The sequence below is a fragment of the Pseudomonas sp. B15(2017) genome, assembly GCF_002113215.1.
In the GTDB taxonomy this organism is placed as follows: Bacteria; Pseudomonadota; Gammaproteobacteria; order Pseudomonadales; family Pseudomonadaceae; genus Aquipseudomonas.
In genome coordinates this window covers 42,166-58,105 of the sequence record NZ_NEJZ01000028.1, presented here as the reverse complement: position 1 = coordinate 58,105, position 15,940 = coordinate 42,166, and the positions used below count along the sequence as shown (strand labels likewise).

Here is a 15,940-nt window from a genome sequence, read left to right as displayed (position 1 = left end):
AGCCAATGTAGGGGGGCTGGATGACACTTTGATGTCGGCGGATACCTGACCCGCCCTTTATTTCGCCGATATCGTCGGCAGCCCGCTAAGCGTAGACCACCCTCAAAGTCCCGGTGGGCAAGGGACTTGGCCGATGTATTGCAAGTTGTCAGGGCGACCGTTCGGTAGTTTTGTCATCTCTCGGTCATCTGCACTGCCTAGGCTTGCAACACGACCGAATGGCGCAATAGCTGTGCGGTTTTGCCCCGAAACAGTGCTGGTCTAGTCCAGATAGGTAACGTTGATGCGCGATGAGGCAACAAAAGCGGTGACAGCGATTGGCCAGATCCTTCAGGAGCAGCTCGATCACGGGTTGCTGGCGGCGGGGAGCAAGTTGCCGGCCGAGCGCAAGCTCAGTGAGCTGTTCGGCACGACGCGGATTACGGTGCGTGAAGCCTTGTTGCAACTGGAGGCGCAAGGGCAGATTTATCGCGAGGAGCGGCGGGGCTGGTTCGTGTCGCCACCGCGTCTGGCCTACAACCTGATGCAGCGCAGTCACTTTCACGCGATGGTCAGTGCGCAGGGGCGGGTGCCGTCGACCGAGGTGATTTCGGCGCGGTTGCAACCGGCGTCAGCGGCAGTATGTGCCTGGTTGCAGTTGCCGGCGTTGTCGAGCGTGATTCAGATTTGCCGGTCGCGGCGGATCGATGGGCGGCTGGTGTTGTATGTGGAGCATTATCTGAATCCGCAGTTTTTTCCGGGGATTCTGGAGTTTGATTTGAATCAGTCGATTACCGAACTGTATGCGCGGCATTACGACTTGCACTATGGGCGGGTGCGGTTCGAGATTGTGCCGACGTCTTTATCGGTCGATGCGGCGGCGGCGTTGCGGGTGTCGGTGGGGAGTCCGGGGTTGAGGATTGCTCGGGTTAATTATGATCAGGCCGGGCGGTTGATTGATTGTGATCTGGAGTTTTGGCGGCATGATGCGATTCACGTGGGGGTTGATGTGGTTTGACCTTGGCGGCCTCTGGGCCGACCAGGTTTTGGGTTGTTTTGGGTGAATATCCGTTGCTTCGGGTGCTGCCGCTGACGGTTTCGCCCTTACGGCGAGTCACTTTGGCAAACGCCCCAAAGTAACCAAAACGCTGGGCCCCTGCGTTCGGCACCTCGCTGAGGCTCGGTGTTCCTTCGTTCCGGGATTCATCCGGGGGCATCGCCTACGGTTTGCTTCGCTGCACCTCCTCTCGATGCATGCGGCTGCGCCGCACGGTCGCTGCGCTCCCACCCCCGGATAAATCCCTCCACTCAGCCTTCCGATGGGGCCAAAAGATCAAAAGCTTTACTCGAGCTAACGCTCATCGTGGTGAGTGGTGGGAGTTAGCTTGCCAGCGATGGCGGCCGGAAGTCGGTCAGATTCGCCGGATCTATTCTTGAGTTTGGCCACCACCGCCTGCGGTGATCACTTGCACATTCATCCTCGGCGTCGCCAGATCCAGGCCGGCCTCATCCAGATGCCGTTTCAGCGACAGGTTGAACGCCCGTGAAACTTCCCACTGTTTGATCGGTGCTGTCTTGAACCTTGCGCGCAGTATCGCGTTGCCGGATTCGAAGCTTTCCACGCCCTGAAATTCCAGCGGCGACCAGATGTTGCGGCGTTGCAGCGGATCTGTGCGCATTTTCTGGCCGACGTCGCGCATCAGTTTGATGGCTTCGTCGATGCTCATGTTGAACGGCACGGCCACGCGGAAGATCGCGTAGCCGAATTCGCGGGAGTAGTTCTTGATGCTTTTGATTTCGCTGAACGGGATGGTGTGGACGATGCCGTCAATGTCCCGCAGGCGAACGGTGCGGATGGTCAGGCCTTCGACGGTGCCCAGGTGGCCGCCGACGTCGACGTAGTCGTCGATGGCCAGGGAGTCTTCGATGATGATGAACAGGCCGGTGATCAGATCCGCTACGAGCGACTGGGCGCCGAAGCCGATGGCCAGACCGATCACGCCGGCACCGGCCAGCAGGGGCGTGACGTTCATGCCCATGTTTGCCAGGGCGACGATCAGGGCGATGATGAAGATCGCCACGAAAAGCACGTTGCGGATCAGCGGCATCATGGTTTGCGCGCGGGCGTTGGCCAGGCCTTTGCGGGAGCGGGTGAGGGCGTGGTGGACGGCGGTGTCGCTGAGAATCCAGATCAGCCACGCGAAGATCAGCGTACCGATCAGGCTGAAGATTTTTACGCTGACGTCGTGGCCTTCGCCTTCGGTGAAGCCGATCAGTGACATGCCCCAGACCCGCAGGCCGAGTTCGATGAAAGCCAGCCACACCAGTAAATGGGCGAGGGTGTAGAAAAAGCTTTTCAGGCGCTCGGAATACAACGCATGACGTTTCGGGCCACGTTGGGGTCTGAGGGCGTGGCGGCGGACGAGGCCGTTGATGACCATGCACAACACCAGCAGCACGGTGCAGATCAGTGACTGGCGCAGTGCGGTGCTGGTGTCGCCGGCGGAGATGAAGGTGGCGAAGAGGGAAATGCCGACCAGCACCAGTGCCGGGACGTACCAGAAGGTGCCGAGGATTTCGATGGTGTCGCTGAGGGCGCGGCGGGTCAGGCGCCGGGACAACGGCTGGTTGCGGATCAGGTGGGCGATCGGCCGGCGGAAGCGCAGGATGAACAGCCCGGTCGACAGCGCCGCAAGGACATTGGCGACGGTGGCGGCGGTGTGGGCCAGGTGCACACCGAGGCCGGCCACCAGTCGCGGATCGCTCAGGGCTTCACCGAAGGCGGCGAAACTGCCGATCAGCCATAACGGGCGGAAGGCCTGGTGACGCAGGATGTACAACGCGCGATGGCGGTGCGGGCCGTCGAGTACGGAAAAGGCGATCACGCAGATGGCCGAGAAACAGGTGCCGACCACCAGCGCATACGCCAGCACCATCGCCAGGCTTTTGCCCAGTGACGAGGGCAGTGCGTAGCTCATGTAAACCGTGATCACCAACGCGATCAGCCAGGGCCCGAGCTTGCGCAGGGCGAAGCGCAACATGTCGAGGGCCCGGGGATTCTGCGGCAGTTCTTCGGTCAGACCGAAGCGCATGCGTACCCGGTGGCCGAGCCAGATCAGCGCGGCGGCGAGCAGGCTCCAGACCGCGAGGATCACGGCGAAGGCGAAGATGATCGGCAGCCATTCGCTGGCCGGCAGCATCAGGCCTTTGAGCTCGTCCTGAGCCATGTCGAATTCGGCGGACCAGCGATTGAGCGGGCTGTCGGCGCCGGTGAACTGTTTTTCGAAGGTGGCGAGGGTGCCGCCGATCAGTCCCAGCACGCCTTCTTCCGGGCTGGCCTGGGCCTTTTTCGTGGCGTCGCGCAGTTTTTTCAGATCGGTCAGCAACTGGGCGCGTTGCTTGTCGTTTTCCAGCGACTTGATGACTTCGTCCAGGGACTGGCCGAGCGGTGCCTGGGCTTCGGGCTGAGTATTGCCGGAGCCCGTGAGCAGCCCCGGCAGACCGGCAGCATCGGCAGGTGCCGGCGACATCAGGGTCATCAGGCAAACGAGAAACAGGCAGGGCAGGGCAAAAAGACGAGCGAACACTAGGCGGTCAACCTCGCAAGGGGCGGATCGGGCGAGTGTACGAGCCCGCCAGATTCAATGCGAGCCGGGGGCGGATTTATTCGTTGAGTTTGGCAAGGATCTTGTAGACCACGGTGGCCAGGATCATCAGCATGCCGATCCACATGGCGAACACACCGGCGTTCTTGTCACGGAAGTTGAAGCCGATGGCCAGCAGAATCATTCCGCACAGGATGGGAATGAGCATGGAGTGAAACGCAGACATCGAGATCATGGCGACAGCCTTGTCGAAGGAAATGATTTAAGTCTAGGTGGGATTTGGCCGACCGGTGGTGATCTGTATCAGAACCGAGCCGGTTTTACAGGCCGAGGGATCGCAGCCCGAAGCTGCGATCCCGACTGTGTCCTACGGCAGTTCGCGACTGGCGTAGAACGCGCTCAGCACTTTGACCAGGTGGGCCAGGTCGTGGCTGCCGCACAGTTCGCGGATCGAGTGCATGGCGAACGTCGGCAGGCCGATATCGACGGTGCGCACGCCCAGGTGGCTGGCGGTGATCGGGCCGATGGTCGAGCCGCAACCCATGTCGCTGCGTACCACGAAGCTCTGCACCGGGACTTCTTCGGCCATGCACAGATGGCGGAAGAAACCGGCGGTTTCACTGTTGGTGGCGTAACGCTGGTTGCTGTTGACCTTGATCACCGGGCCGGCGTTGAGTTTCGGGCCGTGATTGGCGTCGTGCTTTTCGGCGTAGTTCGGGTGCACGCCGTGGGCGTTGTCGGCCGAGACCAGCAGGGATTTCTGGATGGTGCGCACGAACTCGTCACCTTCCGGCAACAGACGGCGCAGGGTCTGTTCCAGCATCGGGCCATCAGCGCCGCAGGCAGAGCAGGAACCGACTTCTTCGTGGTCGTTGCACACCAGCACGCAGGTTTCTTCGGTGTCGGCGGTCAGCAAGGCTTGCAGGCCGGCGTAGCACGACAGCAGGTTGTCCAGGCGCGCACCGGCGATGAAGTCGCCATGCAGACCGATGATGGCGGCGCTTTGGGTGTCGTAGAAGCTCAGCTCGTAATCCAGCACCACGTCGGCGTTGAGGCCATGTTCACGAGCCAGTTGGTCGGTGAGCACCGCGCGAAAGTCCACCCGCTCATCACCGGCGAACTGCGCGAGAATCGGTGGCAGTTCGGTCTGGGCGTTGATGGCCCAGCCCTGGTTGGCTTCACGGTTGAGGTGAATGGCCAGGTTGGGAATGATCGCGATCGGGGCCTTGAAGTCGATCAATTGGCTTTCGACCTTGCCGTCACGGCGGAAGGTGACGCGGCCGGCCAGCGACAGGTCGCGGTCGAACCATGGTGCCAGCAGCGCGCCGCCGTAGACTTCGACGCCGAGCTGCCAGAAGCCCTGGCGCTGCAGCTCAGGTTGTGGCTTGACTCGCAGGCACGGGCTGTCGGTGTGGGCGCCGACCAGACGGATGCCGTCGTGCAGCGGTGAGTTGCGGCCCATCTTGATCGCGACAATCGAGGAATCGTTACGGGTGACGTAGTAACGACCATTGGCTTCGGTGTGCCAGGTTTCACGCTCGTCGAGGCGCACATAACCGGCGGCCTCCAGCCGTTGAACAAGGCTGGCGGTGGCGTGGAACGGGGTAGGGGAGGCCTTGAGGAAGTCGATCAGGCCTTGGTTCAACTCTTCGCGCATAAGAAGCTCCAGACAGCAATGGGCGGGAGTTTAACGCATCGGCCTGATGCTTGGGACTAGACATGTGCCACTCGCATCAACGAGCGGCGGCCACCCTTTTTTTCAGATAGTTCATGATCACTTTTTCGTCTTCAGGCTTGTCCGGACGAGGCAGTTGTTTTGGCCAGCGGCTCTGATTGAGCAGCTTTTTCTGACGGCTCTCGTCCCAGCGCAGAATCTCCCGCGACGCGCATTCCCACCATTCATGACGACAGGCGCTGTAGTAGGGGTGATCCATCACCGACTGATTCGCATCGATGTATTGGAACAGGCTGCTCGGGGGGGGCTGGTGAACAGGGTGTCGGTGTCGACGAACAGGGTTTTCTCGACCAGTTGCATACCGGCGGCAATCGCGCAGGCCTTGCGCCGATGGTGGTAGCCGTTGTGTCCCTGCCAGCGCGTCAGGGTCGCTTCGTCGAGCAACACGGTGTCGACCGGCCAGCCTTCGTAGTCCTGCGGCCGGTCAGTGAGAATCCTGATCGCCGGACGTTTGCCGTTTTTGGCCTGGGACAGGGCGGTGAGGATGCTGAACTTGGCTTCGCGCCGGTAGACATCCTGATTGCCGTAAATCAGGTAGAGCAGTTGATGACGGGTCTTCTTGACGGGTGTTGCCAGGGAATCAGTACAACTCATCCGGAACAAAATCCTTTAAAACGGGCGACTGCCGGTCAGGCAGTGCTTAAAACGGTGCCGGGCATTCGAAGCGCAAGCGTTCGCCGGACTGTGGGTGGGTGAAGCTGAGCATGCTCGCGTGCAGGCACAGTCGTGGCCAGGCCGCGAGGGCTTGCTCGTGGGCGTAGAGGCCGTCACCGAGCAACGGATGGCCGATCGACAGCATGTGCACCCGCAACTGGTGCGAGCGGCCGGTGATCGGCGTGAGTTCGACGCGGCACCAGTCGCCGCAACGCTCCAGTACACGCCAGAAAGTCAGCGCGTGCTTGCCGAGTTCGTGATCCACCACATGGCGCGGTTTGGTCGGCGGGTCGTAGCGCAACGGCAAGTCGATGCTGCCGCTGTCCAGTTCCGGCTGGCCCCAGCAGAGCGCGGTGTAGGCTTTCTCTGTTTCACGATCATGAAACTGGCGTGACAGTTCGCGGTGGGTATCGGCGTCGCGGGCCAGCAGGATGATCCCCGACGTTTCCCAGTCCAGGCGATGGACGATTCGCGCTTCCGGGTAGCCGTTTTCCTGCAGGCGGGTGATCAGGCAGTCCTTGTTGTCGTCGGCCCGGCCGGGGACGGAGAGCAACAGGGTCGGTTTGTTCACCACCAGAACGGCGGCGTCCTGATGAATGATTTGGACGTTGGACAACGGCATTAAAACAGCCTCGTAACAAATGCCAACGGCGGCTCAGGGCCCCTCCACTATCGGAAGGGTCCTGAGCCGCCGTCGTTCCTGCCGGATCGACTCAGCGGTCTGGCAGGGTGATGTTGAGTTCCAGAATCGAGCAGCTGCCCTGGCTCTCCAGTGCCACGTGTACGTCGTCGTTGCCGATGTTGACGTACTTGCGGATCACTTCCACCAGTTCCTTCTGCAAGGATGGCAGGTAGTCAGGGGTGCTGCGCTGGCCGCGTTCATGCGCCACGATGATCTGTAGACGCTCTTTCGCGACCGAGGCGGTACTTGGCTTTTTGTTGGCACGAAAGAAGTCAAAAAGGTTCATTACCTACCTCCAAACAGACGCTCGAAGAATCCCTTCTTCTCGACATTCAGGAACCGGTGTTCTTTTTCCTTGCCCAGCAGGCGATCAACGGTATCGCTGTAGGCCTGGCCGGCGTCGCTTTGATCATCGAGGATCACAGGTACGCCCTGGTTGGAGGCCTTGAGTACGGCCTGGGATTCCGGAATGACGCCCAGCAGGCGTACGGCGAGGATTTCCTTGACGTCTTCGACGCCCAGCATTTCGCCTTTTTCGACGCGCTCCGGGTGGTAGCGGGTGATCAGCAGGTGTTCCTGGATCGGCTCTTCGCCTTTTTCGGCGCGACGGGACTTGCTGGCCAGCAGGCCCAGCATGCGGTCGGAGTCACGTACCGAGGACACTTCCGGGTTGGTCACGACGATCGCTTCGTCAGCGAAGTACATGGCCAGGTGCGCGCCTTTCTCGATGCCCGCCGGGGAGTCGCAGACGACGAACTCGAATTGCTCCTTGAGCTCCATCAGGACTTTTTCCACGCCTTCCTGGGTCAGCGCGTCCTTGTCGCGGGTCTGGCTGGCGGCCAGCACGTAGAGGTTTTCCAGGCGCTTGTCTTTGATCAGGGCCTGTTGCAGGTTGGCTTCGCCGTTCACCACGTTGACGAAGTCATACACCACGCGGCGCTCGCAACCCATGATCAGGTCGAGGTTACGCAAGCCCACGTCGAAGTCGACGATCACTGTTTTGTGGCCGCGCAGAGCGAGGCCGGTACCGATAGCGGCGCTGGTGGTGGTCTTACCCACACCACCCTTGCCGGATGTAACCACGAGAATCTTGGCCAAGGTGTTTCACCCCTAAGGAAGAAGGACTGTTCAGCCCCTGAAAAACATCTCTAGAAAACTACTGCAGTCGGACAGCCTTGGCTGGAATTCGGCTTTTGGCCTTTTTCCTACTTCGTTTGAGCCGTTTTCGCTACGTTTTAGAGATGCTTGGAAAATGCGGCAGTATCCGTTAAAGCCGAATGATGTTCAACACGTCGCCCGACAGGCTGACCTGTACGCCCGAGCCCCACATCGGATCGCGACGCAGGTCCTCGGAAACCTTGTAGTGGCCTGCGATGGAGATCAGTTCAGCGCTCAATTGCTGACAGAAAATCCGCGCCTTGGTGTCGCCCTTGACCCCGGCCAGCGCACGACCGCGCATCGGGCCGTATACATGGATGTTGCCATCGGCGAGAAGTTCCGCCCCCGGGCTGACCGAGGACACCACCACCAGATCGCCACCCTGGGCATATATCTGTTGGCCACCACGTACTGGCGTGGTGATGACGCGGGTCGGTTTGACGGCCGGCTCCGGCGGTTTTTCCGGCTTCTTCGGTGCGACGGGTTCAGCGCTTTCCAGCGGTCGTTCGCGGGCGCCGGACGGCGGCAGCACCGGGATGTCGATGGCGATGGCGGCGGCGATGTCTTCGATGCGGCTGGCGCGGATCGCCAGGGTGCGCAGGCCGTGCTGACGGCACACGCGCATCAGGCCCGGCAGGTCGACAGCGCCTTCGCCTGGCGGCAGTTTGTCCAGCGCCAGAACCAGCGGCGCGTTGCTGAAGAAATTCGGTGCCTGGGCGACTTTGGCGGCCAATTGCCGATCGAGGCTGTCCAGGTCGTTGCGGGACAGCTCCAGCACTGTAATGGCGAGCATGCTGCCCTTCAGCTGGAACACGGGATCTTGGTCTTTCGGTTCGGTTTGGCTCATGTCGGCATACAACGGCTTGTCACTAAAAGTGCCGAGACTTATAACGAGAACGCCCGCAGGCCGCAAGCCGGGTCGAACGATGTAGAATGCGCGGCCACTGTATTTACGGAAGCTTTAATGGATCGCCCGCGTTTTCGAAAAGCATTTCTTGCCCCGCGCTTCTGGCCGCTCTGGTGCGGCCTCGGGCTGTTGTGGCTGATCGTGCAGCTGCCCTATCCGGCGTTGCTGGCCATCGGTCGTTTTCTCGGTGCCCTGATGTATCGCTTCGCCGGCGACCGGCGGCGCATCGCCAAGCGCAATCTGGAACTGTGTTTCCCGGAAAAGTCCGCCGCCGAACGCAAGCGCCTGCTCAAGGAAAACTTTGCCTCCACCGGCATCGCCTTCTTTGAAATGGCGATGAGCTGGTGGTGGTCGCGTCAGCGTCTGGCCAAACTGGCTCACGTCGAAGGTCTGGAGCATTTGCAAAAGGCCCGGCGCGAAGGCAAGGGCGTGATTCTGATGGCGGTGCATTTCACCACCCTGGAAATCGGCGCGGCGCTGCTCGGCCAGCAGCACACCATCGACGGGATGTACCGCGAACACAAGAATCCGCTGTTCGACTTCGTCCAGCGTCAGGGCCGCGAGCGGCACAACCTCGATTCGCTGGCGGTGGAGCGTGACGACGTGCGTGGCATGCTCAAGCTGCTGCGTTCCGGCCGGGCGATCTGGTATGCACCGGATCAGGACTACGGCGCCAAGCAAAGTATCTTCGTGCCGCTGTTCGGCATTCAGGCTGCAACGGTCACCGCCACCAGCAAGTTCGCCCGGTTGGGCAAGGCGCTGGTGGTGCCGTTTACCCAGGAGCGTCTGGCCGACGGCAGCGGTTATCGTCTGGTGATTCATCCGCCGCTGGAAGGTTTCCCGGGCGAGACCGAAGAGGAAGATTGCATCCGCATCAATCAGTGGGTCGAAAGCGTGTTGCGTGAATGCCCCGAGCAATACCTGTGGGCGCACCGACGCTTCAAGAGCCGGCCACCGGGCGAGCCGAAGCTGTACGCCAAACGCGGTTGATTTGACCCATCCCCACAAGCACCACGGAGCGTTGCGATGAGCCCAGCTGAACCGGTCACAGGTTTGATTCTTTCCGGCGGTGGGGCTCGGGCGGCGTATCAAGTGGGAGTGCTGGCGGCGATCGCCGAATTGCTGCCATTGGGGGCGGACAATCCGTTTCCGGTGATCGTCGGCACTTCTGCTGGTGCCATCAACGCGGTCAGCCTGGCCAGCGGTGCCACGGATTTTCGCGCCGCCATCGAACGTCTGACGCTGTTCTGGCAAGGCTTTCGCAGCCATCGCGTGCTGCGCAGCGACTGGCCGGGGGTGATCCGCCAGGCCAGTCGTTTTGTCAGCCACAGTCTGTTGGGCATGGGCCGGCAAGTGCCGGTGGCGCTGCTCGACAGTTCGCCGCTGCGTCATCTTCTCAATGAAAAACTGCACATGCCCGGCATCGCCGAATCCATCGCGCGCAAGCAATTGCACGCGGTTGCAGTGACGGCATTCGGCTACGAGTCCGGGCAAGCGGTGACCTTCTACCAGGGCGGCGGCACCATCGATTCCTGGCTGCGTCACCGTCGCATCGGCGTGCCGACGCAGTTGTCGGTTGAGCACTTGCTGGCCAGTTCGGCGATCCCCCTGTTGTTCGCGCCGGTGAAAATCGGCGAGGAGTATTTTGGCGATGGCGCGGTGCGGCAGTCAGCGCCGATCAGTCCGGCGCTGCATCTGGGGGCGAGCCGGGTGCTGGTGGTGGGTGTCAGCGGCAACCCGCGTGGATTTGACCCGGCGCAACCACTGGAGCGCACGTACACCGGTCAACAGCCGACACTGGCGCAGATCGGCGGGCACATGCTCAACAGCACCTTTATTGATAGCCTGGAAAGCGATATCGAACTGCTTCAGCGTCTCAACCAGTTCAGCCGGCTGATGCCCGAAGGCACGCCGACTCGCGCGCTGGGTGTGGCGCCGGTGGAAGTGCTGGTGATTTCACCAAGTCAGCCGATCGATGAAATCGCGGCGCGGCATCGCCAGGAACTGCCGGCGGCGTTGCGGTTGTTCTTGCGTGGGCCGGGGGCGACCAAGACGAGCGGGGCAGGGGTGTTGAGTTACTTGCTGTTCGAGGCGGGGTATTGCAGCGAATTGATCGACCTTGGGCGGCGCGATGCCTTGGCCAAGCGCGATGAGCTGTGCCGGTTTCTCGGGATCGGCGAGGCGCTTGTTCCCGCTTGAGATTTGGGCGCAGCAATCGCTGGCAAGCCAGCTCCCACAGGGTTCTGCGGTGTACACAACCGCTGTGAACGGCGCGTGACCCTGTGGGAGCGAGCTTGCTCGCGATGGCGTCCATAAGGACGCCGCCGGATCAGAAGTGGAACTTCACCAGGAAGCTGGTCACGTTCTGATTGGTGGTGAAGGCACGGGTATCATCGATCCCGTACTTGTCTTTCCAGTAGTCGTATTCAACACCGACGTACAGCTGCTTCTCGCCGAAATTCAGCGCCTTGCCCAGGTCGTATTTGACCTGTGGGTTGAAGTGCAGGTTGGCGTGGTATTCGCCCTTGCTGTTAACGTCGTTGTCGACCACCCAGTCCATGAAACCATCGATCAGGATGTTCGAGTCACCGACCGGAATGGTGTAAGACCAGACCGGTGTGATTTGCCAGACATTGTCGCCCGGACGCGAGCCTTCGGTGTGACGCTGATAGAAGTTCAACTGGAAGTAGTCGAAGCCGGGAATCGCCAGGTCGAAGCCTGGACCGATCAGGTAGGACTCGACGTCGCCTTCGCCGAACTCGTAGGTCATCGCCAGCAGCACGTCTTTGACCGGGCCGAATTCGATCTTCTGATCGAGGATCTTGCCTAACGACAGGCGTGGACTGAATTCGCCGTAGTAAGTGTTGTTGCCGACACCACCGTCAGGCTTGCCGTTGTAGAAAATCTTGTCGACGAACAAAAAGTTGTCCCCGTACTTCCAGGCATCGGCGTGCTCGAAGGTGACGGTCTGCTGGATGGCCGGGTTGACCTTGAAGTCCTTGCCGTAAAGGTAGGTCAGGCTGTTGTTCTGCCATTGCAGCAGACCGTCGGCCATGGCCTGACCCCCTGCCAGCAGCGATCCCGCGAGCATCAGGCTGGTGCACATACGTTTCATTCGGTTGCTCCCAAAGTAGGTGTTCCACGTTTATTTTTTTGAGTCGGCGCTCTGGTGTGGCGCCTTTTTTCGTTGCAGCAAAAATCATCCATCCGGTCAGCTTTCATGCTGTTAGCAAGAGCTGAGCCAAGGCTTTTCGAAAAACAAAAAAACGCCCGTCGGCTGCTGAAAAACAGTCGATTGAGCGTGTTTTCGGGATGCCTCGGTACTGACCGCGGCCGGGATAAGTTGGCTTTTCGGTCAGGAATTAAATTTGGGCTTTTTTTTAGACCGAATTCAGGAGGCCGCGGAGAATACTGACTCAACGGCCAGGCCTCAAGTGCCCCGCAACAGAGCACCGACGACAGGTAAGGCGCACGGTTGCGGGTCATCTTAGAAGTGCACCTTCACCAGCAGGCTGGCGGTGTTCTGATTGGTGTCGAAACTGTGGGTGTTTTCGATGCCGTATTTATTTTTCCAGTAGCTGTATTCGGTGCCGAAGTACACCTGCTTTTCGCCCCAGCCAAGGGCTTTGCCCAAGTCGTATTTGATCTGCGGGTTGATGTGCAGGTTGGCGTGATAGGTGCCGCGCGAGTTCTGGTCGTTGTCGACCACCCAGTCCAGATAGCCGTCGATGAGCAGGTCGGAATTGCCCACGGGAATGCTGTAGGACCAGCCGGGAGTGATCTGCCAGACGCCATCGCCGGGGCGCGGGCCTTCGGTCTGGCGGCGATAGAAATTCAGGGTGAAATAGTTGAAACCCGGCACCTTGAGGTCGAAGCCGGGACCGATCAGATAGGCCTCGCTGTCGCCTTCGCCGTACTCGTAGGTCATGGCCAGCAGCACGTCCCTGATCGGACCGAACTCCAGCTTCCTGTCGAAGATCTTGCCGAACGACAGGCGCGGGCTGAATTCGCCGTAGAACGCGTGGGGTCCTTTGTTGCGGTCTTCCTTACCGTTGTAGAAGATCTTGTCGACGAACAGGAAGTTGTCACCGTACTTCCACTTGTCGGCATGCTCGAACGTCACCGTCTGCTGGATCGACGGGTTGATCGCGAAGTTCTTGCCGTACAGGTAGCTCAGGCTGTTGGTCTGCCACAGCAATAAATCGCCGGCCATGGCCTGGGATGCGGCAAGCAGGCCGCCGCTCAACAACACGTTGGTTTGAGTCCGGATCATCTGTTGCTCCCTCTTGTTTTTATTGTTTGAGGCAAAGCTGTCGCGAGGGGCTGGCGTTGGCGAGCCCCTTTTTTACTCTTCGGATCAGTGCGGGTGTGCGTGGCAGTCGTTGATCGCGGCGCGTTCGGCGCCACCGAGAATGTTGAACAACAGGTTCAGCGTCAGCGCGCTCAGGGTGGCCATGGCGATCCCGCTGTGGGTGATCGGGCTCATCCACAACGGCAGGTGGGCGAAGAATTCCGGACGGACCACGGGAATCAGGCCCATGCCGATGCTCACCGCCACCAGCAATTGATTGCGCCGGTCGCCAATGTCGGCTTCCTGCAAAATCTTGATGCCGGTCGCCGCCACCATGCCGAACATCGCGATCGCCGCCCCGCCCAGCACCGCCGGTGGAATCGACGCCACCAGGAACGCCGCTTTCGGCAGCAGGCTCAGGACGATCAGCAAGCCGCCGGCAACGATGGTCACCGAGCGGCAGCGCACGCCGGTCATCTGCACCAGTCCGATGTTCTGCGCGAAGGAGGAGTGGGTGAAAGTGTTGAAGAATCCGGCGAAGAACGATGCGCCGGCATCACACAGCAGTCCGCGACGCAGCATGCGCGGGCAGACTTCCTGGCCGGTGATCTTGCCCAGCGCAAGGAACATCCCGGTGGACTCGACGAAGATGATCACCACCACCAGGCACATCGACAGGATCGGCGCCAGTTCGAACTTCGGCATGCCGAAATGCAGCGGGGTGACGAACTGAACCCATGGCGCGTTGGCCATGCCGCTCAGGTCGACCATGCCGATGGCGCCGCAGAGCACGTAGCCCAGGCACATACCGATCAGCACGGAAATGTTGACCCAGAAACCACGCATGAAGCGGTGGATCAACAGAATGGTGGCCAGCACCAGTGCGGCGATGGCCAGGTAAATCGGTGAACCGAATTGAGCGGCGCCAGCGCCGCCACCGGCCCAGTTCACGGCCACGGGAAACAGCGACAAACCGATCGAGGTGATGACCGTGCCGGTCACCAGGGGAGGGAAGAAGCGTACGACCTTGGACATGAACGGCGCGATGATCATGCCGAAGAACCCGGCGGCTATGGTTGCGCCGAAGATTCCCTGCAGACCGATGCCGGGCATGCCGGCCATGGCGACCATGCTGCCGACGGCGGCAAAACTGGCGCCCATCATCACCGGCATGCGAATGCCCATCGGGCCGATCCCCAAGGATTGCACGATGGTGGCGATGCCGGCGACCAGCAGGTCGGCGTTGATCAGGAAGGCAATCTCTTCACGACTCAGGCCAGCGGCCTGTCCGATGATCAGCGGTACCGCGATGGCGCCGCCGTACATCAGCAGTACATGTTGCAAACCGACCAGGATCAGTTGCAAAAGGGGCAAACGCTGAATGGCGGGTGCGTCGGGGATGCGCGCTTTGGACAGCTCGGACATGCAACACCTCGGATCTTTTTTATTCTTGTGATGAACAGCTGCCGGGTTGCTCACAGCTGTTTCTTTGCATCAGGTAAACCGCGTTGCGGCTGATCGCTGGCAAGCCAGCTCCCACACAGGCAGTGCAAAACCCTGTGGGAGCCGGCTTGCCAGCGATGTTTTTACGGCTTAGTTGGTCTGGGCTCCCTGGGCGATCCATGCACCGATCAGGTCACGTTCCTGCTGGGTCATCTGTGTGATGTTGCCCAGTGGCATGATCTGCGTGGTGATGGCTTGCGCCTGGATCCGCGCCGCGTTCTGGCGGATCTGCTCGGGGGTGTCGAACATCACACCGGCCGGTGCAGCGCTGAACAGCGGGCTGGTCGGTTTGGCCGAGTGGCAGACCGCGCAGCGTTCCTGGATCACGTTGTGCACCTTGTCGAACGCAGGGCCGGCGTTGGAGGCCTGAGCGGGAGCGGCGGCCGGTGCAGCAGGGGCTGCTGGCTGCGCCGCTTCAGCCGGTTTCGCGCCACCACCCAAAGCCGTTTCCGGCAGCGGCTGGTACTCGATTTTCGCAGGCACCTTGGCCACGTCCGGCGCGGTCGACATCGGCGCAGGGCCGGTGACGTACGCCAGACTGATCATGCCCACTGCTGCCACTGGCAGGGTCCAGGCAAATTTGTGGCTGTCGTGACGGGTGTTGAAGTAGTGACGCACCAACACCGCCAACACTGCGATCCCGGCCAGGATCAGCCAGTTGTACTGGCTGCCGTAAGTGCTCGGGAAGTGGTTGCTGATCATGATGAACAGCACCGGCAGGGTGAAGTAGTTGTTATGACGCGAACGCAGCAGGCCTTTGGCCGGCAGGGCCGGATCCGGCGTGCGGTTCTCGGCAATCGCGGCAACCAGTGCGCGCTGCGCTGGCATGATGATGCGGAACACGTTGCCGACCATGATGGTGCCGATGATCGCGCCGACGTGCAGGTACGCACCACGACCGCTGAACACCTTGCTGAAGCCATACGCCGCGCCGATGATCAGCACGAACAGGATGAAGCCGAGCAGGGCGGGTTTCTTGCCGAGGGGTGAATCGCAAAGGAAGTCGTAGATGAACCAGCCGGCGATCAGCGAACCGATGCCGATGGCCACGCCTTCAGGGCCGGTCAGGCCGCTGCCGGGTGCCACGAGATAGAGCACGGGGTTGGAGTAGAACACCACGCAAAGCAGCGCGATCCCCGACATCCAGGTGAAATAGGCTTCCCATTTGAACCAGTGCAGGTTCTCCGGCATCGACGGAGGGGCCAGTTTGTATTTTTCCAGGTGATAGATACCGCCGCCGTGGATCGCCCACAGATCACCGGCAAGACCGGTTTTCGGGTTGACGCGGTTGAGGTTGTTCTCCAGCCAGACGAAGTAGAACGACGCGCCGATCCAGGCCACGCCAGTGATCATGTGAACCCAGCGCACGCTCAGGTTCAGCCATTCCAACAGATGTGCTTCCACAGTCTTTACCTCTCGCCTGTCA

Annotated in this window: 14 protein-coding genes and 1 pseudogene; 3 read left to right on the top strand and 12 right to left on the bottom strand. The window is 60.8% G+C overall.

Going from position 1 to position 15,940, the window contains the following annotated elements; all coding sequences use genetic code 11:
- Positions 1 to 283 precede the first annotated feature (283 nt).
- Positions 284 to 997, top strand: coding sequence for a UTRA domain-containing protein (locus CAF73_RS28935; RefSeq protein ID WP_085701120.1), 714 nt, complete (start codon positions 284 to 286; stop codon positions 995 to 997).
- Between the two features lie 409 nt (positions 998 to 1,406).
- Here the strand turns inward: CAF73_RS28935 and CAF73_RS28930 are convergent, their stop codons facing one another.
- The 8 genes and pseudogenes from CAF73_RS28930 to minC form a co-directional block, all read right to left on the bottom strand.
- Positions 1,407 to 3,566 (bottom strand): mechanosensitive ion channel family protein, encoded by a 2,160-nt coding sequence (locus CAF73_RS28930; RefSeq protein WP_085705329.1) that lies wholly within the window; start codon positions 3,564 to 3,566, stop codon positions 1,407 to 1,409.
- A 76-nt stretch (positions 3,567 to 3,642) separates the two neighbouring features.
- On the bottom strand, positions 3,643 to 3,819 hold the full coding sequence (locus tag CAF73_RS30335; RefSeq protein WP_007960078.1) for a hypothetical protein: 177 nt from the start codon (positions 3,817 to 3,819) through the stop codon (positions 3,643 to 3,645).
- A 132-nt stretch (positions 3,820 to 3,951) separates the two neighbouring features.
- Positions 3,952 to 5,241: a M18 family aminopeptidase gene (locus CAF73_RS28925; protein WP_085705327.1), complete on the bottom strand. Its 1,290-nt coding sequence runs from the start codon at positions 5,239 to 5,241 to the stop codon at positions 3,952 to 3,954.
- A gap of 76 nt (positions 5,242 to 5,317) precedes the next feature.
- Positions 5,318 to 5,913, bottom strand: a pseudogene (locus CAF73_RS28920) (hypothetical protein).
- Between the two features lie 46 nt (positions 5,914 to 5,959).
- On the bottom strand, positions 5,960 to 6,595 hold the full coding sequence (locus CAF73_RS28915; protein ID WP_007960072.1) for an RluA family pseudouridine synthase: 636 nt from the start codon (positions 6,593 to 6,595) through the stop codon (positions 5,960 to 5,962).
- 91 nt (positions 6,596 to 6,686) lie between these two features.
- Positions 6,687 to 6,941, bottom strand: coding sequence for a cell division topological specificity factor MinE (gene minE, locus CAF73_RS28910; RefSeq protein WP_007960071.1), 255 nt, complete (start codon positions 6,939 to 6,941; stop codon positions 6,687 to 6,689).
- Positions 6,941 to 7,753, bottom strand: a complete 813-nt coding sequence (minD, locus tag CAF73_RS28905) for a septum site-determining protein MinD (protein ID WP_085690474.1) — start codon at positions 7,751 to 7,753, stop codon at positions 6,941 to 6,943. Before minD ends, minE begins: the two co-directional genes overlap by 1 nt.
- A gap of 169 nt (positions 7,754 to 7,922) precedes the next feature.
- A complete protein-coding gene (gene minC, locus CAF73_RS28900) occupies positions 7,923 to 8,660 on the bottom strand; it encodes a septum site-determining protein MinC (protein ID WP_085701203.1) in 738 nt (245 codons plus the stop codon).
- A gap of 117 nt (positions 8,661 to 8,777) precedes the next feature.
- Between minC and CAF73_RS28895 the strand changes: the two genes are divergently transcribed.
- Both CAF73_RS28895 and CAF73_RS28890 read left to right on the top strand, forming a co-directional pair.
- Positions 8,778 to 9,710, top strand: a complete 933-nt coding sequence (locus CAF73_RS28895) for a lipid A biosynthesis lauroyl acyltransferase (RefSeq protein ID WP_085705325.1) — start codon at positions 8,778 to 8,780, stop codon at positions 9,708 to 9,710.
- Positions 9,711 to 9,746: 36 nt separating this feature from the next.
- Positions 9,747 to 10,919 carry a patatin-like phospholipase family protein gene (locus tag CAF73_RS28890; RefSeq protein ID WP_085705323.1) on the top strand — a complete coding sequence of 391 codons (1,173 nt, stop codon included), beginning with the start codon at positions 9,747 to 9,749 and terminating at the stop codon, positions 10,917 to 10,919.
- A gap of 130 nt (positions 10,920 to 11,049) precedes the next feature.
- On the opposite strand, the gene CAF73_RS28885 is transcribed toward CAF73_RS28890, so the two are convergent.
- The 4 genes from CAF73_RS28885 to CAF73_RS28870 form a co-directional block, all read right to left on the bottom strand.
- Positions 11,050 to 11,835, bottom strand: coding sequence for an outer membrane protein OmpK (locus tag CAF73_RS28885; protein ID WP_085701125.1), 786 nt, complete (start codon positions 11,833 to 11,835; stop codon positions 11,050 to 11,052).
- 372 nt (positions 11,836 to 12,207) lie between these two features.
- Positions 12,208 to 12,993, bottom strand: coding sequence for an outer membrane protein OmpK (locus tag CAF73_RS28880; RefSeq protein WP_085705322.1), 786 nt, complete (start codon positions 12,991 to 12,993; stop codon positions 12,208 to 12,210).
- Between the two features lie 84 nt (positions 12,994 to 13,077).
- Positions 13,078 to 14,436 (bottom strand): nucleobase:cation symporter-2 family protein, encoded by a 1,359-nt coding sequence (locus CAF73_RS28875; protein ID WP_011333188.1) that lies wholly within the window; start codon positions 14,434 to 14,436, stop codon positions 13,078 to 13,080.
- A gap of 168 nt (positions 14,437 to 14,604) precedes the next feature.
- Positions 14,605 to 15,918: a urate hydroxylase PuuD gene (locus CAF73_RS28870; RefSeq protein WP_085705320.1), complete on the bottom strand. Its 1,314-nt coding sequence runs from the start codon at positions 15,916 to 15,918 to the stop codon at positions 14,605 to 14,607.
- Positions 15,919 to 15,940: the final 22 nt, after the last annotated feature.

Excerpts from the sequence above, each read along its gene's own strand:
- CAF73_RS28935 (WP_085701120.1), top strand. The coding sequence starts at position 284 with ATGCGCGATGAGGCAACAAAAGCGGTGACAGCGATTGGCCAGATCCTT.
- CAF73_RS30335 (WP_007960078.1), bottom strand. The coding sequence starts at position 3,819 with ATGATCTCGATGTCTGCGTTTCACTCCATGCTCATTCCCATCCTGTGC.
- CAF73_RS28925 (WP_085705327.1), bottom strand. The coding sequence starts at position 5,241 with ATGCGCGAAGAGTTGAACCAAGGCCTGATCGACTTCCTCAAGGCCTCC.
- CAF73_RS28915 (WP_007960072.1), bottom strand. The coding sequence starts at position 6,595 with ATGCCGTTGTCCAACGTCCAAATCATTCATCAGGACGCCGCCGTTCTG.
- minE (WP_007960071.1), bottom strand. The coding sequence starts at position 6,941 with ATGAACCTTTTTGACTTCTTTCGTGCCAACAAAAAGCCAAGTACCGCC.
- minC (WP_085701203.1), bottom strand. The coding sequence starts at position 8,660 with ATGAGCCAAACCGAACCGAAAGACCAAGATCCCGTGTTCCAGCTGAAG.
- CAF73_RS28895 (WP_085705325.1), top strand. The coding sequence starts at position 8,778 with ATGGATCGCCCGCGTTTTCGAAAAGCATTTCTTGCCCCGCGCTTCTGG.
- CAF73_RS28890 (WP_085705323.1), top strand. The coding sequence starts at position 9,747 with ATGAGCCCAGCTGAACCGGTCACAGGTTTGATTCTTTCCGGCGGTGGG.
- CAF73_RS28885 (WP_085701125.1), bottom strand. The coding sequence starts at position 11,835 with ATGAAACGTATGTGCACCAGCCTGATGCTCGCGGGATCGCTGCTGGCA.
- CAF73_RS28880 (WP_085705322.1), bottom strand. The coding sequence starts at position 12,993 with ATGATCCGGACTCAAACCAACGTGTTGTTGAGCGGCGGCCTGCTTGCC.
- CAF73_RS28875 (WP_011333188.1), bottom strand. The coding sequence starts at position 14,436 with ATGTCCGAGCTGTCCAAAGCGCGCATCCCCGACGCACCCGCCATTCAG.